The sequence below is a fragment of the Sphingomonas aerolata genome (genome assembly GCF_023935825.1).
GTDB lineage: Bacteria > Pseudomonadota > Alphaproteobacteria > Sphingomonadales > Sphingomonadaceae > Sphingomonas > Sphingomonas aerolata.
This window is the reverse complement of the sequence record NZ_CP098762.1, coordinates 2,370,231-2,394,140: the sequence shown is the minus strand read 5'-3', so window position 1 is coordinate 2,394,140 and position 23,910 is coordinate 2,370,231. Positions and strand designations below refer to the sequence as shown.

Annotated in this window: 14 protein-coding genes; 7 read left to right on the top strand and 7 right to left on the bottom strand. The window is 67.1% G+C overall.

From position 1 onward, the window contains the following. The first annotated feature begins 151 nt into the window (after positions 1-151). From NEF64_RS10915 to NEF64_RS10905, 3 genes are read left to right on the top strand one after another with little or no spacing between them, the layout of a single operon-like run. A complete protein-coding gene (locus NEF64_RS10915) occupies positions 152-2,521 on the top strand; it encodes a glycoside hydrolase family 3 N-terminal domain-containing protein (protein ID WP_056407978.1) in 2,370 nt (789 codons plus the stop codon). A gap of 9 nt (positions 2,522-2,530) precedes the next feature. Then, entirely contained in the window at positions 2,531-3,742 is a 1,212-nt protein-coding gene (manD, locus tag NEF64_RS10910; protein WP_056407981.1) for a D-mannonate dehydratase ManD, read from the top strand. Then, positions 3,739-5,031, top strand: coding sequence for an MFS transporter (locus NEF64_RS10905; protein ID WP_056408728.1), 1,293 nt, complete (start codon positions 3,739-3,741; stop codon positions 5,029-5,031). The genes manD and NEF64_RS10905 overlap by 4 nt, the downstream gene beginning before the upstream one ends. A gap of 37 nt (positions 5,032-5,068) precedes the next feature. Here NEF64_RS10905 and NEF64_RS10900 read toward each other — a convergent pair whose 3' ends face one another. Then, entirely contained in the window at positions 5,069-5,485 is a 417-nt protein-coding gene (locus NEF64_RS10900) for a globin domain-containing protein (protein WP_056407984.1), read from the bottom strand. A gap of 337 nt (positions 5,486-5,822) precedes the next feature. Here NEF64_RS10900 and NEF64_RS10895 point away from each other — a divergent pair, with 337 nt between their 5' ends. Beyond that, entirely contained in the window at positions 5,823-7,601 is a 1,779-nt protein-coding gene (locus NEF64_RS10895; protein ID WP_056407987.1) for an IlvD/Edd family dehydratase, read from the top strand. Positions 7,602-7,680: 79 nt separating this feature from the next. Here the strand turns inward: NEF64_RS10895 and NEF64_RS10890 are convergent, their stop codons facing one another. From NEF64_RS10890 to NEF64_RS10875, 4 genes are read right to left on the bottom strand one after another with little or no spacing between them, the layout of a single operon-like run. Further along, a complete protein-coding gene (locus NEF64_RS10890; RefSeq protein ID WP_056407989.1) occupies positions 7,681-9,126 on the bottom strand; it encodes a sugar porter family MFS transporter in 1,446 nt (481 codons plus the stop codon). A 55-nt stretch (positions 9,127-9,181) separates the two neighbouring features. Beyond that, entirely contained in the window at positions 9,182-10,060 is an 879-nt protein-coding gene (locus NEF64_RS10885) for an SMP-30/gluconolactonase/LRE family protein (RefSeq protein WP_056407992.1), read from the bottom strand. 3 nt (positions 10,061-10,063) lie between these two features. Beyond that, positions 10,064-10,876, bottom strand: coding sequence for a D-xylose 1-dehydrogenase (gene xylB / locus NEF64_RS10880; protein ID WP_051916430.1), 813 nt, complete (start codon positions 10,874-10,876; stop codon positions 10,064-10,066). Next, positions 10,873-12,024 (bottom strand): fumarylacetoacetate hydrolase family protein, encoded by a 1,152-nt coding sequence (locus NEF64_RS10875; protein ID WP_056407996.1) that lies wholly within the window; start codon positions 12,022-12,024, stop codon positions 10,873-10,875. Before NEF64_RS10875 ends, xylB begins: the two co-directional genes overlap by 4 nt. Positions 12,025-12,220: 196 nt before the next feature. On the opposite strand from NEF64_RS10875, the gene NEF64_RS10870 reads away from it, so the two are divergent. Further along, complete coding sequence (locus NEF64_RS10870; RefSeq protein ID WP_031394590.1) at positions 12,221-12,556, top strand: hypothetical protein; 336 nt, start codon at positions 12,221-12,223, stop codon at positions 12,554-12,556. Between the two features lie 52 nt (positions 12,557-12,608). Here the strand turns inward: NEF64_RS10870 and NEF64_RS10865 are convergent, their stop codons facing one another. Next, positions 12,609-13,919 carry a metal-dependent hydrolase family protein gene (locus tag NEF64_RS10865; RefSeq protein WP_031394589.1) on the bottom strand — a complete coding sequence of 437 codons (1,311 nt, stop codon included), beginning with the start codon at positions 13,917-13,919 and terminating at the stop codon, positions 12,609-12,611. Between the two features lie 185 nt (positions 13,920-14,104). Between NEF64_RS10865 and NEF64_RS10860 the strand changes: the two genes are divergently transcribed. Further along, positions 14,105-16,648 (top strand): PepSY domain-containing protein, encoded by a 2,544-nt coding sequence (locus NEF64_RS10860; protein WP_056407999.1) that lies wholly within the window; start codon positions 14,105-14,107, stop codon positions 16,646-16,648. Positions 16,649-16,685: 37 nt separating this feature from the next. On the opposite strand, the gene NEF64_RS10855 is transcribed toward NEF64_RS10860, so the two are convergent. Beyond that, positions 16,686-20,135, bottom strand: coding sequence for an amidohydrolase family protein (locus NEF64_RS10855; RefSeq protein ID WP_056408001.1), 3,450 nt, complete (start codon positions 20,133-20,135; stop codon positions 16,686-16,688). A gap of 666 nt (positions 20,136-20,801) precedes the next feature. Between NEF64_RS10855 and NEF64_RS10850 the strand changes: the two genes are divergently transcribed. Continuing rightward, positions 20,802-23,825 (top strand): TonB-dependent receptor plug domain-containing protein, encoded by a 3,024-nt coding sequence (locus NEF64_RS10850; RefSeq protein ID WP_200912203.1) that lies wholly within the window; start codon positions 20,802-20,804, stop codon positions 23,823-23,825. Positions 23,826-23,910 lie beyond the last annotated feature (85 nt).

Sequence of the window (23,910 nt, the reverse complement as noted above, 5' to 3'; positions counted from 1 at the left end):
CGGCACAGCCTCCCGCATTGACAACGGGTCTGCTTGTCGAACATGTTATCGCTATCACGATGACGGCATCGACAGCAATGCCGCGTTTGAAGACAGGAGACGATGGGTGACCGGCACGAGTTTCAGGACAATCGCGACCAGTCGCCGCGGCATGCTCCGCTGGCTGGGTTCGGCATCGCTCGCAACTTTGACGTCCGGTCTGGCCCCCGGACTGGCCGGCGCCGCGAAGGAGTCGCCCGTCTACCGCGATCCCCGCGCGCCCGTCGACCTGCGGGTCCGCGATCTCATGGCGCGGATGACGCTCGACGAGAAGGTGGCGCAGCTGATCACGCTGTCGACGACGAAGCGGCAGGTGATGGACGACGCGCTGCGCTTCGACCCGGCGCGCGCCGATACGGCCTATCCCAATGGCATCGGCCAGATCGCGCGGCCGTCCGACCGGGGCGGGGCTGCCACCGCGGCCAATACAGGGGCCGCCGTTACCGGGCGATGGCGCGCTCCGGCGGATACGATCGCGTTCGTCAACGCGGCGCAGCGCTGGGCGACGACCCGCACGCGGCTGGGCATTCCGATCCTGTTCCACGAGGAGGCGCTGCACGGTTTCATGGCGCCGGAAGCGACCAGCTTCCCGCAGGCGATCGCGCTGGCGGGATCGTTCGATCGCGACCTCGTCCGCCGGGTCAACGCGGTGATCGCGCGCGAGGTGCGGGCGCACGGCACCGTCCTTGCGCTGTCGCCGGTCGTCGACATCGCCCGCGACCCGCGCTGGGGCCGGATCGAGGAGACGTTCGGCGAAGATCCCTATCTGTGCGGGGAAATGGGCGTCGCCTCGGTGATCGGCCTGCAGGGCGAGGGCAAGACGCTGGCACCCGGCAAGGTGTTCGCGACGCTCAAGCACATGACCGGGCACGGCCAGCCCGAAAGCGGCGAGAATGTCGCCCCCGCGCCAATCGCCGAACGCGAACTGCGCGAGAATTTCTTCCCGCCGTTTCGCGCGGTCGTCGCGCGGACCGGGATCGGCGCGGTGATGCCGTCGTACAACGAGATCGACGGCGTCCCGAGCCACGCCAATCGCTGGCTGCTGAACGACGTGCTGCGCGGCGAATGGGGCTTCGACGGGGCGATCGTCAGCGATTATGCGGCGATCGGCGAACTCGCATCGCTGCATCACATCGCCGCGGACAAGGCTGAAGCGGCGCGCCTCGCGCTGGCGGCAGGCGTCGATTCGGACCTGCCGGACGGCGAGGCCTATCGCTCGCTCGCCGATCAGGTGCGTGCGGGTCGGGTGGCGATCGAGGCGGTCGATGCCGCGTGTCGGCGGATGCTGACGCTGAAGATGCGGTCGGGGATGTTCGAGCAGGCGATTGTCGATCCGCAGGCGGCGGCGCGGATGACCGGCAATGCCGAGGCGCGCGCATTGGCGCTCGAGGCGGCGCGGCGATCGATCGCGCTGCTCGTCAACGACGGTGTCCTGCCGCTCACCCCGGGCGCGCACAAGCGCGTCGCGGTCATCGGTCCGAACGCAGCGGTCGCGCGGCTCGGTGGCTATTCGTCGATCCCCAAGGCGACCGTGTCGCTGCTCGAGGGGGTTCGCGCGCGGTTGAAGGGCAAGGCCGACGTCGTGCACGCGCAGGGTGTCTTCATCACGCAGAGCGAGGACCGCTCCGCCAACGAGGTGCTGCTGGCCGATCCCGCGCGCAACCGGGACCTGATCGCCGAGGCGGTGACCGTCGCCAGCACCGCGGACGTCATCCTGCTCGCGGTCGGCGACACCGAACAGACGAGCCGGGAGGGCTATGCCAAGACGCATCTCGGCGATCGCACCAGCCTCGACCTGCTCGGCGAGCAGAATGCGCTGTTCGCCGCGATGAAGGCGACGGGGAAGCCTGTGATCGTGGTCGCGATCAACGGGCGCCCGCCATCTTGGCCGAGCGTGACGGCGCAGGCCAATGCCGTGTTAGAATGCTGGTATGTCGGGCAGGAGGGGGGCACTGCGATCGCGGAGGCGCTGTTCGGGGACATCAATCCGGGTGCGAAGCTTCCGGTGACGGTCGCGCGGTCGACGGGGCAGCTGCCGGTCTTCTACGACGCCAAGCCCTCGGCGCGTCGCGGCTATCTGTTCGACACGACCGCGCCGCTGTTCCCGTTCGGGTTCGGGCTCAGCTACACCAAGTTCGAGATCGGTGCGCCGCGCCTGTCGTCGGCGAAGATCGGGATCGCGGCTAGTGTCACCGTCTCGGTCGACATCGCCAATGTCGGCGCGCGCGCGGGCGACGAGGTCGTCCAGCTCTATGTGCGCGATCAGGTGTCGTCCGTCGCGCGGCCGATCCTCGAGCTGAAGGGCTTCGAACGCGTGACGCTGGCCCCCGGCGAGCGCCGCACGGTCCAGTTCACGCTCGGCCCGGACGCGTTCCGGTTCTTCGACATCGCGATGCGCGAGGTCGTCGAGCCGGGTCTGTTCGACATTTCCGTCGGTGCCGACTCGACGCGCCTCAAGACCGTTATTCTCGAAATCGCCTGAAGGATCGTCATGCCCAGGATCGTCAATGCCCGCGTCATCGTGACATGCCCCGGGCGCAATTTCGTCACCCTCAAGATCGAGTGCGACGACGGCACCACCGGGCTCGGCGACGCGACGCTCAACGGTCGCGAACTCAGCGTCGCGAGCTATCTCAGCGATCATGTCGTGCCCTGCCTGATCGGTCGCGACGCGCATCGGATCGAGGACGTCTGGCAGTTTCTCTACAAGGGCGCCTATTGGCGGCGTGGCCCGGTGACGATGGCGGCGATCGCCGCGGTCGACACGGCTCTGTGGGACATCAAGGGCAAGCTGGCGGGAATGCCCGTCTATCAGCTGCTCGGCGGCGCCGCGCGCGACGCGTGCATGGTCTATGCGCACGCCAATGGCACGACGATCGACGACACGATCGCGGTCGCGAAGGCGGAACAGGCCAAGGGCTACAAGGCGATCCGGCTGCAATGCGGCGTGCCCGGGCTCGCCTCGACCTATGGCGTCGCCAAGCACGGCGCACGCTACGAACCCGCCGATGCGGATCTGCCGAGCGAGAGCGTGTGGTCGACCGAGAAATACCTCCGCGTCGTCCCCGAGCTGTTCAAGGCGGCGCGCGAGGCGATGGGCTGGGACGTCCACCTGCTCCACGATATCCATCACCGGCTCACCCCGATCGAGGCGGCGCGTCTCGGCAAGGCGCTCGAACCCTATAACCTGTTCTGGATGGAGGATCCGACGCCCGCCGAGAACCAGGAGGCGTTCAGGCTGATCCGCCACCACACGACGACGCCGATCGCGGTGGGGGAGGTGTTCAATTCGATCTGGGACGCCAAGGACCTGATCGAGCACCAGCTGATCGACTATATCCGCGCCACCGTCGTGCATGCCGGCGGCATCACGCATCTGCGCCGGATCGCCGCGCTTGCCGACCTCTATCATATCCGGACCGGGTGCCACGGCGCGACCGACCTTTCTCCCGTGGCGATGGCCGCCGCGCTGCATTTCGGGCTCTCCGTCCCCAATTTTGGGATCCAGGAGCACATGCCGCACACGGACGAGACCGACGCGGTCTTTCCGCATGCCTATCGCTTCGATGCGGGGATGATGCATCCGGGGGAGGCGCCGGGCCTCGGCGTCGATATCGACGAGGCGCTGGCCGAAACCCATGACTATCGACGCGCCTATCTTCCGGTCGCGCGGCTGGAAGACGGCACGCTGTGCAACTGGTGAGCGCCGACGGATCGAGCCCCGCCGACGTCGTAAAACCGCGGGGCCGGGTCCGGTGGATCGTCTGCGCGCTGCTGTTCGCGGCGGTGGTGCTGAGCTATGTCGACCGGCTCGTCCTGCCGACGCTGAAGCCCGATCTGCAGCAACGCTATGGCTGGAGCGAGACGGGCTATGCTGACCTCGCCATCTGGTTTCAGGCGGCGTACGGGCTGAGCTATCTCGTCTTCGGCCGGCTGATCGACCGGCTCGGCGCGCGGATCGGGTATGCGCTCGCGGTGGCGCTGTGGACGCTTGGCCATGTCGGCCACGTCTTCTTCACCTCGACCAGCGGGATGATTTTCGCGCGGATTCCGCTCGCGCTCGGCGAGGCCGGGACCTTCCCCGCCGCGATCGCCGCGACCAACGAATGGTTTCCGCGGCGCGAGCGAGCGCTTGCGATTGGCATCTTCAACGCCGGGTCGAACGTCGGCGCGATCCTCACGCCGTTGCTGGTCCCGATCATCGCGGTGACGATGGGCTGGCGCTGGGCGTTCATCCTGACCGGGCTGCTAACGCTCATATGGCTGATCGTCTGGCTCGGCTTCTACCGCCGCCCCCGCGAGCATCCCCGGGTCACGGTCGAGGAGCTCGCCTATATCGCGAGCGAGCCGGTCGAACCCGGTCGGCCCGTCGCGTGGCGGACGCTGCTGCGGCAACGCCAGACCTGGGCCTATATCCTCGGGCGGTTCCTCATCGACCCGGTGTGGTGGACGTTCCTGTTCTGGCTGCCGGACTTCTTCAACCGGCAATATGGCGTGACGATGCTCGCCTTCGGGCCGCCGTTGATCGCCGTCTATCTGCTCGCCGATGTCGGGTCGGTGGCGGGCGGCTGGTTCTCGTCGCGGTTGATCGGGCGCGGCTACAGCGTCAATCGCGCACGCAAGACCGCGATGTTCGCCTGCGCCCTGTGTGCGGTGCCGATCGCGTTCGCGACCCAGGTGCCGAGCATGTGGTGGGCGGTGCTGATGATCGGCGTGGCCTGTGCCGGGCACCAGGGGTTCTCGGCCAATCTCTATGCGCTGCCGGGCGATTTGCTGCCGCGCTGGGCGACGGGGTCGGTGGTGGGGCTGGGGGGCCTTTCGGGCGCGATCGGAGGCATGCTGATGGCGAAGTTCGCGGGTCGCATCCTCGAGACCGTCGGCAGCTATCAACCGATCTTCATCGTTGCGGCCTGCGCCTATCTCGTCGCGCTCGCCGTCATCCATCTCGTCGTGCCGCGCTATGAGCCGGTGCCCCCGGATCGCTTGGGATGATGCCGGCGGCGCGTGCTTCGCGGCCCGTCCGGACCCGCTAGACGTGGTGCTCGTGGCTTGCTGCGATCATCACCCGCGCGACCAGATCATAGGCGTCCTGCCAGGCCCGGTCGGTATCAGGATCGAAATCCGCGCCGGCGAAATGCGCGACGACATGGCGCAACGCGTCGCCGATAATGGCGTAGTGATGATCCTTGGCGCCATACGCGACATGGCGTCGGCCCAGCGCCCTCAGTTCAGGACGCATCGCCTCGAACGCGGTCAGCCCGGTGACGATCTTGGCGAGCGTCTGCATGAAGAGCCGGCCCTGGACAATGCGGTCGTTCGTGAACAGCGCGCGGGACTCCGGGGCGAGCGCGAAGAGCCGGTCGTAGAAGATCGTCGAGGCCTCGTCCGCCGCGAACAGGATATGGACGAAGCTGTCGCGGACCAGATCGATCTGTCGCGGCGTCACCGGACGAGGTTCACCAGGATGCCGGTCGACCGGCGTGGCCCTAGGATGGAGCGTCCGGCACACGGCTCGTCCGACGGCGATCGTGGCGATATGGCATACATGCCTGTGACCTGTCGCATTCCGGCTCTCCCGACCCGCACGATTATGTACCGGTTTCAACAGCTTCACGATCGAGCGTCAATCCGCCATGTTGCACGCGTGTTACAATTGGCGCGAACCTCAAATCGTCGTACGGCGATCCCGTTGCGGCGGGAGTTTCGCCACAAGGGGGCGCGCCGAGCTTGACTGTTCGGCAGGTAAAGGTAGCGCTATCGGATTGACTTGGAGGAGAGAAGCTTTGGATCGCGTACCGGCTCGGCCGTTTCGTTCGCGCGACTGGTTCGCCGACCCCGCCCGCTCGGACATGACGGCGCTCTATCTCGAACGCTTCATGAATTACGGGCTCACGCCCGCCGAGCTGCGCTGTGGCAAGCCGATCATCGGGATTGCGCAGACCGGCAGCGACCTGTCGCCCTGCAACCGTATCCATGTAGAGCTCGCCAAGCGGACGCGCGACGGGATTATCGCAGCGGGCGGGATCCCGATGGAATTCCCGACGATCCCGATCTTCGAGAATTGCCGTCGCCCGACCGCGGCACTCGATCGTAACCTCGCCTATATGACGCTGGTCGAGACGCTGTACGGCTATCCGATCGACGCGGTCGTGCTGACCACCGGATGCGACAAGACGACCCCCGCGGGGATCATGGCCGTGTCGACCGTCGACATTCCCGCGATCGTCCTGTCGGGCGGGCCGATGCTCGACGGATGGCATGATGGCGAACTCGTCGGCTCGGGCACCGTGATCTGGCGCAGCCGGCGCAAGCTGGCCGCGGGCGAGATCGACGAGGAGGAGTTCCTGGCCCGCGCGACCGACAGCGCGCCATCGGCCGGACATTGCAACACGATGGGGACGGCGTCGACGATGAACGCGGTCGCGGAGGCTCTCGGCATGTCGCTGACTGGGTGCGCCGCGATCCCCGCGCCGTACCGCGAACGCGGCCAGATGGCGTTCGAGACCGGACGCCGGATCGTCGACATGGCCTATGAGGATCTGCGCCCGTCGAAGATCCTGACGCGCGAAGCCTTTCTGAACGCGATCCGCGTCGTCAGCGCGATCGGTGGGTCGAGCAACGCGCAGCCGCACATCATGGCGATGGCGCAGCATGCCGGGGTCGCGCTCGACATGAGCGACTGGTCGACGCACGGCTATGACGTGCCGCTGATCGTCAACATGCAGCCGGCGGGCAAGTATCTCGGCGAGCGCTTCCACCGCGCGGGCGGGGTGCCTGCGGTGATGCACGAACTGGCCGAGTCGGGGCTGCTCGACACGAGCTGCCTGACGATCACCGGGCAAAGCCTGGGCGACAATCTGACGGGCCGGGTGACGCGGGACCGCGAGATGATCCGCACGCTCGACGCCCCGCTGATGGAGCATGCCGGGTTCCTGGTGCTCAAGGGCAATCTGTTCGATCATGCGATCATGAAGACGTCGGTGATCTCCGACTCCTTCCGCGCGCGTTATCTGTCGACGCCGGGAGCCGAGAACCGGTTCGAGGCCCGCGCGGTCGTCTTCGACGGATCGGACGATTATCACCACCGCATCAACGACCCCGCGCTGGGGATCGACGAGCGGTGCATCCTGGTGATCCGCGGGTCGGGTCCGATCGGCTGGCCCGGATCGGCCGAGGTGGTCAACATGCAGCCGCCAGACGCGCTCATCCAGCAGGGGATCCTGACGTTGCCGACGCTGGGCGACGGACGCCAGTCGGGCACGTCGGACAGCCCGTCGATCCTCAACGTGTCGCCCGAAAGCGCGGTCGGTGGCGGGCTCGCCTGGCTGCGCGACGGCGATATGATCCGGATCGATCTGGTCGCCGGGACCTGCGACGCGCTGGTCGATGCAGACGAGATCGCCCGTCGCAAGACCGAGCCTGCGCCGCCGATCCCGCCGAGCAACTCGCCCTGGGAGGAATTGTACCGTGAAAAGACGGGGCAGCTGGCGCAGGGCGGGGTGCTGGACTTTGCGGTGAAGTATCGCGGGATTGCCGCGAAGACGCCGCGGCACAATCACTAGGCGCCGAGCGCGCCACCGACAGGCCTAAATGGGGCGGGCGGGAGGAACACCTCCCGCCAGCCCTTTTTCATGGTTCGGCTCAGCCGGTCATGTCTTCGAGTTCGCGACCCCGGGTCTCGGTGACCGCGGCGCGGACGAAGAAGAACGAGATGAGCGCGGCGATCGCATAGCCGAGATAGGTGAAGGCCAGCCCCGGCGAGAGGACGAGCGACGGGAAGCTGACCGAGATCAGCGCATTGGCGATCCACTGCGCGAACCCCGCGACGGCGAGGGCCGAGCCGCGGATCTGCGTCGGGAACATCTCGCCCAGCATCACCCACATCACCGGCCCCCAACTGACGTTGAAGAAGATCACGTAGAGATTCGCGGCGACGAGGGCGATCAGCCCCGTATTGCCGGGCAGCGTGACGCCGACGCCCGAGGCGGCGGGCACGGCGTTCGAGAAGGCCCAGGCAACGATACCAAGCGTGACCGTCATGCCGGCCGACCCGACCAGCAGCAGCGGCTTGCGCCCGATCCGGTCGATCAACGCGATCGTCAGGAGGCAGGCACCGATCGACAGGACGCCCGACAGGATGTTGATCTGGAGCGCATTGTCCTCGGTGAAGCCGACCGCTTCCCAAAGCGTCGCGCCGTAGTAGAACACGACGTTGATGCCGACGAGCTGCTGGAACACCGCCAGACCGATACCCGCCCAGAGGATCGGACGGATCTTGCCGGTGGTCTTGTCGACCAGATCGGACAGCCGCGGCTTGTGGTGATCGACGGCGAGCGACGAGCGGATCTCGGCCACCTTGCGGCGGGCCTCGGCCGCGCCGAACAGACGGGTCAGCACCACCTCGGCCTTTGCGTCATGACCCTTCACGACGAGATAGCGCGGGCTTTCCGGGATGAAGAACAGCGCGACGAAATAGATCGTCGCGGGGATCACCTGAAGCCAGAACATCCAGCGCCAGGCCTGATACCCAAGCCAGAACTCGGCGGTCGAGCCGCCGGCGAAGCGGGCGAGCGCGAAATTGGCGACGAACGCGCCGGTCAGGCCCGAGATGATCATCACCTGCTGGATGCTGGTCAGTCGTCCGCGGATATTGGCCGGTGCGACTTCGGAGATATAGACCGGCGAGGTGACGCTGGCGGCGCCGACCCCGAACCCGCCGATGATCCGCGCGATGATGAACAGCAGCGACGAATTCGCCGCCCCCGCTGCGAGCGCACTGACGATGAACAGGATTGCGGCCAGCATCATCGTGTTGCGACGGCCGATCACGTCGGACAGCCGGCCCGCCGCGAATGCGCCGACCGACGATCCGACTAGGATCGCGCCGACATTGATGCCGATGCCCAGTCTGCCGAGGTCGAACGCCGCCTCGATCCCCTTTTGCGTGCCGTTGATCACGCCCGAATCATATCCGAACATGAAGCCCCCGATCGTCGCCACCGCGACGATGAGGGCGATCAGCGCGCTGTTGACGCCCCCCGCATCGGTGGGTGAGCCCGTGGCCCTGGCTGTAGCCGTGCCGTTCATTAGTGACGTCCTTCCTGATGGTGCACGCTCTGTTGGCGCGTTCAAGGTCTAGAGATTAAAGGTCCAAGCTGACCGGCATGACGGGAATGCCGCCAATGTCGGTCCGGAACGTGAAGATGTCGCCCGCGAGCGGTTGCGAGGCGAGGCGCTCTGCCGACAGTCCCTGTCGCGCGGTCGTCGCAAAGGCGGTGCGACCATCGTCGCCGCCCAGCGCGATCTTGGTGACGTTCGAGACGGGAAAGCGCACTTCGTCGGTCATCGTGCCATCGGGCGCGAACCGTCGCGCCGCCCAGCCGCCGTAAAAGCCGACCCACACGCCACCGCCGGCATCGCAGATCGCACCGTCGGGATAGCCCTTGCTCGCGTCGAACTTGAGGAAGGGGCGACCCGCGCCGATCGTGCCGTCGAGACCGATCGGGTGCGCGGCGATCGACAGGCCCAGCGTATCAACCAGATAGGCGGTGCGCCCGTCGGGCGAGATAGCGGGGCCGTTGGTGATCACGACGGGCGACACGGCGGTCCTGCTGACGGCGCCGCGGTGCCACTGATAGATATGCCCGGTCGGGTGGACTTCCTTGTTGTCCATCGACCCGAACCAGATCCTGCCGGCGGGATCGACCGCGGCGTCGTTGAGGCGGTTGTCGGGCAGGTCCGCCTCGATGCCGTTCATCAGCGTGAAGCTGCCGTCGCGCGGATCGAAGCGGTGGAGGCCCTTGGCGAGCCCGGCGACCCACAGGCCGTCCTGTGCGGGAAGGATCCAGCCGACATGCGATGGCGCGTCGAAGCGATCGAGCGCATGCGACGCGGGATCATATCGATAGACGCAGGGCGCCTTGATATCGACGAACCACAGCGCCTTGTCGCGCGCCGACCAGACCGGGCCTTCACCAAGCTCGGCGCCGACCGAGGCGAGCAGACGGGCTTCGCTATCCATGGTTCAGCGCCAGCCCGCATCGATGAAATAATCGTGCCCGGTGCACATCCGCGCATCGTCCGACGCGAGGAACAGCACGAGTGCTGCGACGTCGATCGGCTGGATCCGGCCGTCGAGGCACTGGGCGGCGACGATCTCCGCCTCCCCCTCGGGCGTGTACCATTTCTCCTGGCGCGGCGTCTGGACATTGCCCGGGACGATCGTGTTGACGCGGATGCCGTCGCGGCCGAGGTCGCGTGCGAGGCCGCGCGTCAGGCCCTCGATCGCTGCCTTGCACGTCTGGTACAGGACCAGGTCGGGCAGCGCGAGATGCCAGCTGATCGAACCGAAGTTGAGGATCGTGCCGCCGCCGGCGCGCTTCATCGCAGGGACGACGGCCTGGGCTGCAAAAAACTGGTGCCGAAGATTGACGTTCAGCCGCTCGTCCCAATAAGCGGGCGTGACCTCGTCGACGCCGTGCCGGTCGTCATTGCCCGCATTGTTAATCAGGATGTCGATCCCGCCGAGCGCCTGCTCGAGCTTACCGAAAACGTCCTTAAGCTGATCGATGTCGGTCAGGTCGCAGCGATGATAGATCGGCACATGGGCCGCATCGACCGCGAGGCGTTCGAGCAGCGCCTGGCTGGGTTCGTCGGCGACGTCGACGAACGCGACGCGCGCACCCTGGGTGACAAACGCCTCGACCAGACCCGCGCCGATGCCCGAGCCTCCGCCGGTCACGAGGACCCGCTTGCCGGCAAGACTGGGATAGATGGCGCGGCCTTCACCGGCGCTGGTCTGCTGCAACACGGGAGTCTCCGTCTGATCGTAGGTCATGCGTCGAGAAGTTTGCGATGCGCGAGATTGGCCATCAGGCCGCCGATGCCCAGCGTCCATGCGGGCGCATCGCGCGAGGTGGTGACACGGTTCACCAAAGCGCCGAGCTTCGGGTTCGAGATGGTGACGACGTCGCCCATCTTGTGCGTGAAGCCGCGGCCGGGCTCGTCGCGGTCCTTGGTGGGCGCGAACAGCGTGCCGAGGAACAGGACGAAGCCGTCCGGATAATGATGCTCGCTCATCGCCTGCGTGACGAGATCGGTCGGGTCGCGGCTGATCTCGCGCATCGAGCTATGCCCGTCGAGCACATAGCCGTCCTCGCCCTCGATCTTGAGCGTCACGTCGCTCGCGCGGACGTCGTCGAGCGAGAAGCCTTCGTCGAACAGGCGGATGAACGGCCCGATCGAGCAGGAGGCGTTATTATCCTTGGCCTTGCTCAGCAGCAGTGCGGAGCGGCCCTCGAAATCGCGCAGGTTGACGTCGTTGCCGAGCGTCGCGCCGACGATCGCGCCGTCTGCATCGACTAGCAGCACGACTTCGGGTTCGGGGTTGTTCCACGTCGAATCGGACCGGATCCCGATCGGGCCACCCCAGCCGACGGTCGAGAGCGTCGGGCTCTTGGTGAAGATCTCCGCATCGGGGCCGATCGCGACCTCGAGATATTGCGACCACATCCCGTCCTCGATCAGCGCCGCCTTGAGCGCCGCCGCCTCGGCGGAGCCCGGCACGACCGAACGGACGCTGCCGCCGATCCGGGCTTCGAGCCGGCCACGCACTTCAACGGCCTTGGAGGCATCGCCCCGCGCACGCTCCTCGATGACGCGCTCGATCGCGGACACCGCGAACGTCACGCCGGCGGCCTTGACGCATTGCAGGTCGATCGGGCTCAGCAGGCGCGCAGGGGCATCGACCGCCGCGGACAGGTCGAGCGATTCGAGCGTGCCCAGCGACTGGCCGGCTGCCGTGTCGAACGTGCCGCCCGCGACGAGCGCGGACACGGTCGGTGCGACGCGGGACATGTCGAAGACTCCACCGCGGCTGACCAATATCGGCGTGGGACCTTCGCCGAGATCAACCCGGCCAAGCAGCAGCGCGTTGCGCCAGTCCGCAGGCAACGCCGACAGGACCGGCGCGGCGATATGCGACATCAATTTCCCTCTCCACTCATGTTACCGCTATCGTATAGGCCATTGCCCGATCGTCAAGAGACGCGGACGAGATTGATCGTACAATAGGCTGCCCCGCTTCGGGACGAGCGGCGCGCCGTGGCCAGCGAGCGACGGACTTGTCCCGTTGAGACGCGATCGCGCTTGCCATTCGCGGGCCTGTGCCTACCGTGAGCATATGGAAAATATCGCATCGCAGCTCGATCTGCTCACCTCGCTCAAGATCGCCTTTGTCGAGCGTGACGAGGCCGCAGACGCCTTTGACGTGTTCAAGCAGGACGCGATCATGGCGCATGAACCGTCGCCTGCCGACGCACCGGCGATCAGCAGCGACGACGCCGCCGATGCTGCAGCGGGTGAGGTCGATGCGTTCGACGCCGAGGTCCGTGGGCTGCTGGCCGATGCGTCGGATGCGGATGTGATCGCGGCCTATCGCGCGACGGAGGGCGAGGTCGGCGACCCCGCCGCCGAAGCGCTGCTCGGCGAGATCCGGCGTCGTCAACTGACCGCCTGAGCCGCTGCGGCGGCGGTGCGCTCGATGCACAAGGGCCGCCGCCGCGTGACGATCACTTCGCCGCGACCGCCTTCGCCACGACTCCGCGGTGCATGACGAAATCGACATGCGTGAGCCGGTTCACGTCGTCGAGCGGGGACCCCCGCACCGCGATGATGTCCGCGGTCTTGCCGGGCGCGAGCGTGCCAATATCGTCCCGCCCAAGCAGATCCGCCGCGCCGCTCGTCGCTGCGGCGATGGCTTGTGCCGGGGTAAGGCCGTTTTGCACGAGCAGCGCGAATTCGGTCGCATTGTCGCCGTGCTTCGACACGCCGGTATCCGTTCCGAAGGCGACCTTGACGCCGGCCGCATAGGCACGGCGATGGCTGGCGGCCATGGCTGCGGCGGCGGACTCCGCCTTGACGATGGTGGCCGGGGGCAGGGCGCCGCCGCGTGCCTGGGCGAGTGCCGCGACCGGTGCGATCTCGGTCGGCACCAGATAGGCGCCCCTGGTCTTGAATAGACGGATCGTCTCGTCGTCGAGAAACGTGCCGTGTTCGATCGAATCGACCCCCGCCTCGAGCGCGGCGCGGGTTCCTTCGGTCGCGTGGCTGTGCGCCGCGACCTTGCGGCCGAGCATGTGCGCAGTGTCGATGATCGCGCGCATTTCGTCCGGGGTCATCGCCCGGCCAAGGCCGCCGCTGACGTTCGACAGCACGCCGCCGGTCGCCGCGAACTTGATGACACGCGCACCGAGCGCAACCTGCGCCCGGACCGCGCGGCGGCAGTCGTCGGGCCCGTTGCAGACATTGACCTCGCGACCATGGACCATATCGGCGAATTCCTCGGCGAGGCCGTTGCCGCCATCGCCGTGCCCGCCGGTGACGGAGATCATCTCGCCGGCATTGGTGATGCTCGGCCCTTCGATCGCGCCCGCGTCGATCGCGTCACGCAAAGCACGGATGCCGCGCGGATCGCCGCCAAGATCGCGGACCGAGGTGAAACCTGCGGCGAGCGTCTGCCGTGCATTGGCGACCGCTGTCATCTCGTCATCGAACCGGTCGCGGGTCATCGCCTCGAGCCGCGCGCGCATCGGGTCGCCGCCGATGCCCCAGAGATGGACGTGCATGTCGACCATGCCCGGCATGACGAACGCGGTGCGCAGGTCGACGAGTGTCGCGCCCGCCTCCGGCGCCACGAACCCGTCGCGTAGCGCGACGATCTTGCCGTCGCGGACGATGATCGTGGTCGCGCCGCGCGGCGCCTGGCCCGGACGATCGAGCAGTGTGCCGGCCTGGATATAGGTCACAGCTGGTGGCGCCGTTTGTGCGTCGGCCGGAATTGTGGTCGCCGCAGCCAGCGCGACCAGTATCGCGGTCTTCATGTGTCTCTCCCCTTTGGTCCATGCTTGCCGATCCGCGACCTCCGGGCAAGCGTCGATGCGTGACGACAACCGTCCGCCAACACCCGCTCAAAGCTGCACTTGAGAACCAATAGCAATACGTGATAGTGCGGCATCTGTGATTTGGGGGGCTGAAGACAGATGATGATCGTTCGAGACTGCGCGCAATGACGCTGCGCCGCGTGCTGTTCCAGATGCACTGGTTTCTGGGGATTACCGCGGGTTTCGTGCTCGCACTGATGGGCGTGACCGGCGCCGCGATGGCGTTCGAGGACGAGATCATGGCGGCGCTCAGCCCGGGCGTGGTGACCCTCGCACCGCTGCCAAGTGGGGCGGGCGATGTGGCAAGGCTGTCACCTGATGCTCTGGTCCGGGCCGCATCCGCGCAGCGCGGGGGCAAGCGGGTGCAGGATCTGACGATCGCGCGCGATCCAACCCTCGCGGCGCAGGTGCGCTTCGCCGCGAAGAAGGGCCAGCGCGGTGGCGAGCGCAGCTATATCGACCCGCGAACCGGCCGGTTGCTCGGCACCGCCACCGGCGCGGGGGTGTTCCGCACGATCGAGAACCTGCATCGCTGGCTCGCGCTGCCGGGCGGACGCAACGGCATCGGCAGTCAGCTGACCGGCCTGTCCGCGCTGGCGCTCGTCTTCTTTGCGGTGTCGGGGCTGTATCTGCGCTGGCCGCGCCACCCGCTCGACTGGCGCGCCTGGTTCGTACTCGACCTGCGCAAGACCGGACGCAACCTGTACCGCGCGCTTCATGCGGTGATCGGCGGCTGGGTGCTCGTCTTCTACCTGCTGAGTGCGGCGACCGGCCTCTGGTGGTCCTATGACTGGTATCAGCGGGGCGCGCGGTACATGCTGACCGGTACGACCGAGCGGCCCGAACGTGGCGGGCGCGAGGGGCGCGCGCCGGGTGGCCGTCGCGGCGACCGGGGTGAGGTGACGGAAGAGTCGCGACCGATCGCCCCGGCCTGGGCGGGGTTCCGGCGTAGCGAGGGTTCGCGTTTCGACCGGGTGACGATAACGGTCCCGCAGGGCCCGGCGCCCGTGACGATGCGGATGGTGCCGATCGGCGCGCGGTTCGACCGTATGACCGACGAGCTCCGCTTCGACGCGCGCAGCGGCGCGCTGACCAAGGCGGAGCGCTACGCCGAGCGCGGCGTCGGCGAGACGATCGCGACCAGTATCTATCCGCTCCACACGGGGGCATTCTTCGGTCTGCCCGGGCGGATCGCGCTGTTCCTGACGAGCCTGACGATGCCGCTGTTCACGGTCACCGGCCTGCTGCTGTATCTGGGCCGACGGCGGACCAAGCGGGCGCTCGCGGCGGTCGTGGTAACGGCCTCGGCCGACAACGGGGGGGCGGACCGACCCGGCGTGCTGGTCGTCCACGCGTCGCAGACCGGCACCGCCGAGCGTCTCGCACGCCTCAGCGCTGCGGCGTTCCCGGGTGCTGCGATCCGACCGCTGGCGACGGTGTCGCCGGCCGATCTGCGCGATGCCGGCACCGTCCTGTTCGTCGTGGCGACCTATGGCGAGGGCGATGCGCCGGACACCGCGCGGGCGTTCGAGCGCCGCGTCATGGCCGCGCCGGCCGATCTCGACGGGGTCCGCTACGCGGTGCTGGCGCTGGGCGACCGCGAATATCCCGACTATTGCGCCTTTGGTCAGCGCGTCGACGCATGGCTGCATGCCAGTGGGGCGCAGCGCCTGTTCGACCGGATCGAGCTCGATGCGGCCGATGCGGACGGCGAACGCCAGTGGCAGCAACAGCTTCACGCGATCGGCGCGGATCCGGCGCAGCCTGACTGGCAGCCGGCGGACTATGCCGCCTGGCCGCTGGTCGCACGAACATGGCTCAATCCCGACAGCCCGGGCGCGCCGATGTACCGGGTCGAACTCGGCATTCCCGCGGGCACGCGCTGGGCACCGGGCGCGATCGCCGAGATCGAGCCGCGTCACGATCCGGCCCGCGTCGCGCGGTTCCTAGCCGATTGCGGGATCGTCGACGACGGCCGGGTCGCGGTCGCACTCGCCAGGGCGACGCTGCCCGATCCGGCGACGTTCGAGGCCGGGGGGCGGGATCCGTTGGCGCTACCGCCGCTTGCGCATCGCGAATATTCGGTCGCGTCGCTACCAGAGTCGGGCCGCGTCGAACTGCTTGTGCGGCAATGTCCCGCAGCCGATGGCGGGCTCGGCATCGGCTCGGGGTGGCTGACGGAAGTGGCGTCGATCGGTGATCCTATCGCCATACGGCTTCGTGCCAATCCGGGGTTTGCGACACCGATGGATCCGGCGACCCCGCTCGTGCTGATCGGCAACGGCACCGGCCTCGCCGGGCTGATGGCGCATCTTCGCGAGCGGGCGCGGACCGGCGGCGCGCCCGCCTGGCTGCTCTATGGCGAACGCAGCAGCGCATCCGATCGTCCCCTCGCGGCCGAGCTCGAAGCGCTGCACATTGTGGGTACACTCGAGCGGATCGACCGAGCCTTCTCGCGCGATGCCGGATGCGAACGTTATGTCCAGGCGCTGGTCGCGGAACAGGCCGACCGGATGCTCGACTGGGCGAACCGCGGGGCGGCGATCTATGTCTGCGGCAGTCTCGTCGGAATGGCCGGCGCGGTCGATGCCGAACTTCGGATCATCCTCGGCGACGACCGGGTCGAGGCGATGAGCGAGGCCGGGCTGTACCGCCGCGACATCTACTAATCGCTGTCGACCTCAGCGCCGGTTCCGATTGGGGATGTCAGTCGACATCCCCGTGTCCGTGGCCGACGGTGATGCGTGCGCCCGTATCGGCGCCCGCGCTGCCGCCCTCCCACCAATAGGCCTGGCGCTTGCGCGTGCCGGTGATCGTCTCGTTCAGCGTCGCCGCATCATAAAGGCGGCCGCCGAGCATCACCTGCGCGACCTTGTCGCTGTTGCGGATGTCGCTTGTCGGGTCGGCGGTCAGCACGACCAGATCGGCGAGCTTGCCGGGTTCGAGCGAGCCGACGTCCTTGGCGTATCCCAGCGATCGTGCCGATTCGATCGTACCCGCACGCAGCGCCTCGATTGGGCTGAACCCGCCCCGGACGAAGCTCCACAGCTCCCAATGCGCGCCAAGCCCCGGCTGCTGGCCGTGCGCGCCGATCGCCACGGGTACGCCCTTGACCGCGAGCTTGCGCGCCTCGCGTGCGGTCGCGCCATCGACATAATCCTCCTCGGGCGCGATCTCGCGCCGCGCATTCTGCGCCGCGAGCAGTGCCGGCGGCGCATGGCGGGCGAGCAGCGGATGCCGCCACACGTCGCTGTGCGCGCGCCAATAGGGATCGCCCGCCGGCCCGCCATAGGCAACCACGAGCGTCGGCGTGTAGCCGACCGTCGTCTGTGACCAGAGATCGACCACATCTGCGTAGAAATGCTCGAGCGGAACATTGTGCTCGACCGTGGAATTGCCGTCCTGCACCAGGCTCATGTCGAGCGTGAAGAGCGAGCCGCCCTCGGGCACGACCTCCATGCCTTCCGCCTGCGCTGCCGCCACGACCATCTGGCGCTGCTCGCGGCGTGGCTGGTTATAGTTCTTCACGCTGCGTGCGCCCTGCGCCTTGAGGCGGCGGACGACGGCGAGCGCGTCCTCATAGGTGTCGATCTGCGCATAGACGTCGGGCGCCTTGGCGCCATAGACGATCTCGCCGGTCGAGAAGGTGCGCGGTGCGAGCAGCATGCCGGCCTGCTGCATCTCGGCCGCCGGGAAGATTTCGGCGGAGCGCGACGACGGATCGTGGATCGTCGTGGTGCCGAGCGCGAGGTTCGCCATCGCCGACCAGTTCTGCTGGGGGACGATCTCGTCCTCACCCTGCGGACCATGCGCATGCGCGTCGACCAGCCCGGGGATGACCGTCTTGCCCGCCAGATCGACGGTCTTCGCGCCTGCGGGAATGGCGACCGTGGCTCGTGGCCCGACCGCGACGATGCGGTCGCCGCGGATCAGGATCGTCGCATCGTCGATGATCCCGCCATCGGCCTTCGCCATCGTCACGACGCGTGCGCCGGTCAGCGCCACCGTCGCGTCAGGCTTGGCGGCGGCGATGTCCATCGACAGCGAGGTGCCGGTGCGCGGCGCGACGAACTTCGGCGCGTCCTCACCCTTCGGCGTCGGCACCGCGCGGAACAGCGCCGCGGTCTCGGCCGTGTAGAGCGTCGGGCCCGCGCTCCAGTGGATCTGCCGGCCGTCGTTCGACCAGTTGATGAAGTCCGCACCGTCGCCACTGACGCGGGTGACGGGCAGGGGGCCGCCCTTGGCATCGGTCTCGACCGCCTGGCGTCCCGGCATCAGCGGCATCACGAACGCCTCGTAATTCTGACGGAAGGCGACGTAATCGCCCTGTGGTGAGATCTGATAGTCATTGACCAGCTCGCCCGAGGCATGGACGCGGCGGTCCTGTCCGTTGAGGTCGGTGCTGATCAGCTGGCGCTTGTCCTTCTCGGTCGCCATCAGGAAGACGCGGTCGTTCGCCGCCCCGAATTGCGGGCCGCTCGCCTCCTTGGCGATCCGCACCGGCGCACCGCCGCTGGCGGCGACGCGGTAGGCCCCGGCGTCGGGATTGCCCCGCGCCGCGGTCAGCCCGCCGCCGGGGCCCTGTTCGAACACGATCGAGCGCGCGTCGGGTGAAAAGCGCGGGCGGCGATAATGGCCGGCGACGGTCGTGACGGTGCGGGGCGAGCCGCCGCCTGCCGCGATCGTCCGGATCTGGCCGAGTCCGGCATCCGTCCAGCCGACGAACACGATCTGACGACCGTCGCGCGACCAGCTTGGGAACAGTTCGAATTCGTCCGCGCCGCGCGTCAGCCGGGTCGCGGTGCCGCCCGCAACGGGCTTGGTCCAGAGCTTGCCGAGCGTCTCGAACACGACGGTGCGGCCATCGGGCGACACACTGGCCCAGCGCGGCATCTTCGTCGCGAACCGGTCGGGTGCGACCGCGACCTGCGGATGGACCGCATCGACGATGACGCGCGTATCGTCGATGCGGAACGGGATGACCGCCGCGCCCGAGCCGTCGGGGGCCACCCGGCGCAGCTTGCCCCCCGCCCAGAAGACGATCGCCGTGTCGCCCGGCGTCCAGGCCATGTCGGGATAGACGCCCGTCACCGCCCATGTCTCCTGCACGTCGCGGTCGAGCGGACCATAGATCATCCGTTCGACCCCGGTCGCGAAGTCCTTCACCCATAATTTGGTGACGTTGTTCTCGCGCCGGACAAAGGCGATCCGCTTGCCGTCACGCGACGGGGTCGGCCGGACCGAGCCGCCGACCCCGGAGACCGCGGTGCTGACCTCGCCGCTGTCGACGTCATAGCGTTCGATGTCGAACAGGTCGGTGCGCGAATTCTGCGCATATTCGAAGATCGGGCCGGGCGAGATGTTGCGCGTGTAGAAGATGCTCTTGCCATCGGGCGCGTAGATCGGCTCGCCCAGTTCCTTCTGCAGAACCTCGCTCGCGCGTTTGACCAGCTGGACGCCGCCGCCGCCCGAGACGTGATAGAGCCAGATCTCGCCCGTGCCGAGCGAGCGGCCGGTCGTGAAATGCTTCTTCGCGGCGATGAACCGGCCGTCCGGGCTCCAGCTCGGCTGGTTGAGCAGGCGGAAATCCTCGTTCGTCACCTGGCGCTTGTCGCTGCCGTCGACGTTCATCACCCAGATATTGTCGCCACCGCCGCGGTCCGACGTGAAGGCGATGCGGCGGCCGTCGGGTGAGAAGCGCGGCTGATGCTCGAACGCCAGCCCCTCGGCGATGCGTCGCGGCGTGCCGCCCGTGATCGGCATGGTGTAGAGGTCGCCGAGCAGATCGAAGGCGATCAGCCGGCCGTCGGGCGAGACGTCGACGTTCATCCAGCTGCCCTCGTCGACATGCAGGGCGACCTCGCGCGTCTTCAGTCCGCGCGGCTGCATGACGTCCCAGACCGGCGGCTTGGCGGACGATTTCGATGTGGCAGCCGACGCATTGGCGGGCACGGCGGCAGTGACCGGGGCTGCGGCGACGGGCTGGGGCGACGGATTGGGGTCGGCGCGGGTCGTCGCGGGGGTGGGCGCCGTCGCCTGATTCTCGGGCGCCTGGGTCCGTTCGACGGGCTTGGCGGCTGGTGGCGGCGTGGTCTGTGCGGACAGTTCGGTGGCGACGAGGCAGAGTGCGATGGCGGTCAGTGCGCGGTGCTTCATGGTGTAGAGATCTCCCCTTGTGCGGCAGGGTCTAACCGATTGATCGCGATCGTCACTCGCAAATCTCTTTTATCGGGTCGCTTCTTGTCCTGTCGTCGCCGCTCCGCTTTGTACCGGTCTCGGACGTGATCTTCGCCGGTCGCGAGTGGATGGAAGGCGAGAGCACGTCACGCCGGGTCTAGAGCGTCGCGTCACAAGCAAGTTTCTCCGCTTTGCTTGCGCTTTTGGCGCGTTGACCGACGACCGATAGCAATGACCCCAGCGGATACTATTCCATGGCGGACGGACTCGCAACGGAAGCGGAATGGTGCGGTCTGAGGAACGCAAAGTCCTGTCATTGATACCGATTGAGACCGTTACGACACAAAATCCATACCGCGTGTCATTTCTGAAATTATTGGTATTGTTTTGATATTTGGGACGTGACAGCATGTGCCTGTCCGAGGGTCCGGATGGTAATGCCGAACAAGGTCAGCAAGGTCACGGGGCGACAGATCCCGATGAAAGCGCGTCCTGTTGTTCATCGAACGCTTCCGAACAGGGTCGGCAGCAATCGATACGATGCATCACCATCCATGTGACCCGATCGGCAACATGGGGGGTGATAGAATGGTGCTGTTCAAAGGGTTTCTGACTACGACATGTTGCGTCGCGGCGTTGTTTGCGATGCCGGCCCAGGCGTCGGATACAGGCGCGGGCGATGCTGCGCAGGAAAGCCAGACGGCGATCGGCGATCCCGTCGCCTCCGCCAAGCTCGGCGCAGATGCCGAACGCACCGGCGATCGGCGGGAAGCGTCGGATATCGTCGTGACCGGCACGCGCATCGCGCGGCCGAACAACCGGTCCGCCGCACCGATCGTGACGACGACCGCCGCGGAAATCGCGGCACAGGGCGCGACGACGATCGAGGAGGTGCTGAACCGCCTGCCGCAGGTGCAGGTGAACTCGGAACAGAATTTCAGCGATTCCGAAGGTCGTCAGCGCATCAAGCTACGCAGCCTGGGCTATGAGCGCACGCTGACGCTGATCGACGGCCTCCGCATGGGACTGGCCAACACGGTCGACGTCGGCATCATCCCCAACGCGCTGGTCGAGCGAATCGACGTGCTCACCGGCGGTGCCTCGTCCGTTTACGGATCCGACGCGGTGTCGGGCGTCGTCAACTTCGTGCTGAAGAAGAATTTCGAAGGCATCCGGCTCGACGCGAACTACAGCTTCTACAATCACGACAATGGCAGCAACGCGGTCACCGAGGCGGCAGGTCGCGCGGGTTTCGCCGCCAAGCGCGGATTGACCAATGACGGTGGTCGTTCGGATGTCAGCCTGGCGGCGGGTACCAATTTGTTTAACGACCGGGTGAACCTCACCGGGTTCATCAACTACCGCCAGTCCAATCCGATCGAGCTGGTCGATCGCTCCTATTCGGTCTGCGAGGCGGTCCAGCCGACCAACACCTCGCCGCTCGGTTGTTCGCGTGCAAGCTTCACGCCCGCCGGTACGATCATTCCGCAGTCGGGGCCGCGCGCCGGGCAGATCCTGGTCAACAATCCCAACGGCAACGGGACCTTCATCCCGATCAACAGCGGGCCGCAGGGCTCGTCTGCCAACCCCTATGACAATTGGGCGGTCCAGCGCGCGTTCAACCGCGTCAACCTTGGCGGTTTCCTGACTGCCAAGATCACCGACGACATCGAGTTGTACGGCAACGGGCTGTTCTACCGCGACAAATCCTACAACACCCAGCTCAACCGCACCTTCAACTTCGGTGCGTACGGCTCGGACCCGTTCCGCGTGAATTGCGACAACGCGTTCCTGTCGTCCTCGCAGGCACAGGATCTGTGCGGCGCCAACGCCGGTGTTGCCGGACAATATGCGCCGATCGACGTCCGCTATCGCTTCGACGGGCTGCCACTGGTGCGGCAGCGCTTCACCAATGAGGGCTATCGTATCGTCGCAGGGCTGCGCGGGCGCGGCTTTGACGACGTGTGGTCGTACGATGTCGCGGGCATGATCTCGCGCGCGCGCCTCGACACCATCGACGTGCCGTTCGCGCGCTTCGAGAACATCAATCGTTCGCTCGACGTCGTTCGGGTCAACGGGACGCCGACCTGTCGTGCGGTCGTCAACGGGACCGATCCGTCCTGCGTGCCCTTCAACGCGTTCGCGCCGTTCAACCAGGATGCGGCGCTCAACCAGTATCTCTACGGTGGCGCGACCGGCGGGATCAGCACGCGCATTCCGCGCCTGTTGCAGTTCGTCGGCACCGTCAGCGGCGATCTGGGCCGATACGGCATTACCTCGCCACTCGCGGACCAGGGCATCGCGATCGCGCTGGGCGCGGAATATCGCGAGGAAATGGAACGCACCATCGTCAACGAGATCTTCCAGCAGAACAATGGCGGCGAGAACCAGCGCTTCACGCAAAGCATCCTCGAAGCGAATGCCGAGGTGCAGGCACCGCTGATCGAACATCGCCGCTTCGCCGAGCTGTTGCAGGTCAACGCCGGCTACCGCGTGTCGCAGTACAACCGGCTCGCCGGCAAGTTCGATACCTGGAAGGTCGAGGGGCTCTGGTCGCCGGTGGCGGACATCACGCTGCGCGCCTCGTACAACAAGTCCCAGGCCGCACCGGGTGTCAGCACCGCGCAGGGGGCCGCCAACATCTTCTGGAACCAAGGCTTCTATGCCGATCCCTGCGCACCGCGGATCGATCCGTCGAACCCCAACGGCGCGCGACTGGCGCCGTCCGCGACGTTGCAGCAATGCCGTAACACCGGCCTTGCCGACAATCTCTATGGCAGTGCCTCGCTGATCTGCCCTGACGATCGGTGCACCGTGCGCGAGGGCGGGTTCAATCTGACGCCCGAAAGCGCTTTTACCAAGACGTTCGGCGTCGTGCTGCGCCCACGCTTCATACCCGGCCTGACGGTGTCGATTGACCGCTGGCTGATCGATCTGAAGGACCAGCTCGACTTTCTCCAGCCGCAGAACATCATCGGCGAGTGTCTCGCGACCGGGAACGAATACTTCTGCCGCGGCATCGTCCGCAATCCTGGCACCGGCACGCTCTCGAGCTCGCCTGCGACCAGTCCGTCGACAGGTTGGGTGGCCCGCGGCTCGGCCAATGGCTACAAGTCGCAGTCGCATGGCTGGGATTTCCAGGGGCAGTATAATGTCGGCCTGGGCGGCGTCGGCCGGCTCGACATGAGCTTCAACGGGACGCTGATGACCCGCGTCGGCTCGCAATCGTCGCCGACGATCGAACCGCGCGACTGCGTGGGGTATTTCGGCAATCTCTGCGGCGAGAGCATGCCGCGCTGGAAGCACCAGCTCCGCACCACCTGGACCGCGCCTGACAGCACGACCAGCCTGTCGGTCAACTGGCGCCACCGCGGCGCGATGCCGCTCGACATCTATGCGCCCGAGGACACCGGCATCCCCGCCCAGGACGCGAGCGCCCGGCGCGATCAATATCCGGGTGTCGGTTCGTACAACTGGATCGACGTCGCGCTCAGCTTCGACATCAACAAGCAGATGACGTTCCGGCTGGCCGCCAACAATATCTTCGACCGCGATCCGCCGCTCATTCCGGACAGCCGTTCGCGGATCGGTCTGCTGCGCGGCAATACCGTGATGGGGTATGACCTGCTCGGCCGGCAGCTCGTGGCGGGTGTCTCGCTGCGGCTGTAACGCGACCGACTGATGTGATCGCCGAGGTCCGGATCGGGACCCCGGCGATTTTTCGAAATGCGCTACGGTCTGCGAACGCCAGATT

Coding starts and splice junctions, on each gene's coding strand:
- NEF64_RS10885 (WP_056407992.1), bottom strand. CDS start 10,060: ATGGATAGCGAAGCCCGTCTGCTCGCCTCGGTCGGCGCCGAGCTTGGT.
- NEF64_RS10865 (WP_031394589.1), bottom strand. CDS start 13,919: ATGAAGACCGCGATACTGGTCGCGCTGGCTGCGGCGACCACAATTCCG.
- NEF64_RS10860 (WP_056407999.1), top strand. CDS start 14,105: ATGACGCTGCGCCGCGTGCTGTTCCAGATGCACTGGTTTCTGGGGATT.
- manD (WP_056407981.1), top strand. CDS start 2,531: ATGCCCAGGATCGTCAATGCCCGCGTCATCGTGACATGCCCCGGGCGC.
- NEF64_RS10875 (WP_056407996.1), bottom strand. CDS start 12,024: ATGTCGCATATCGCCGCGCCGGTCCTGTCGGCGTTGCCTGCGGACTGG.
- NEF64_RS10890 (WP_056407989.1), bottom strand. CDS start 9,126: ATGAACGGCACGGCTACAGCCAGGGCCACGGGCTCACCCACCGATGCG.
- NEF64_RS10850 (WP_200912203.1), top strand. CDS start 20,802: ATGCCGGCCCAGGCGTCGGATACAGGCGCGGGCGATGCTGCGCAGGAA.
- xylB (WP_051916430.1), bottom strand. CDS start 10,876: ATGACCTACGATCAGACGGAGACTCCCGTGTTGCAGCAGACCAGCGCC.
- NEF64_RS10855 (WP_056408001.1), bottom strand. CDS start 20,135: ATGAAGCACCGCGCACTGACCGCCATCGCACTCTGCCTCGTCGCCACC.
- NEF64_RS10915 (WP_056407978.1), top strand. CDS start 152: ATGCTCCGCTGGCTGGGTTCGGCATCGCTCGCAACTTTGACGTCCGGT.
- NEF64_RS10870 (WP_031394590.1), top strand. CDS start 12,221: ATGGAAAATATCGCATCGCAGCTCGATCTGCTCACCTCGCTCAAGATC.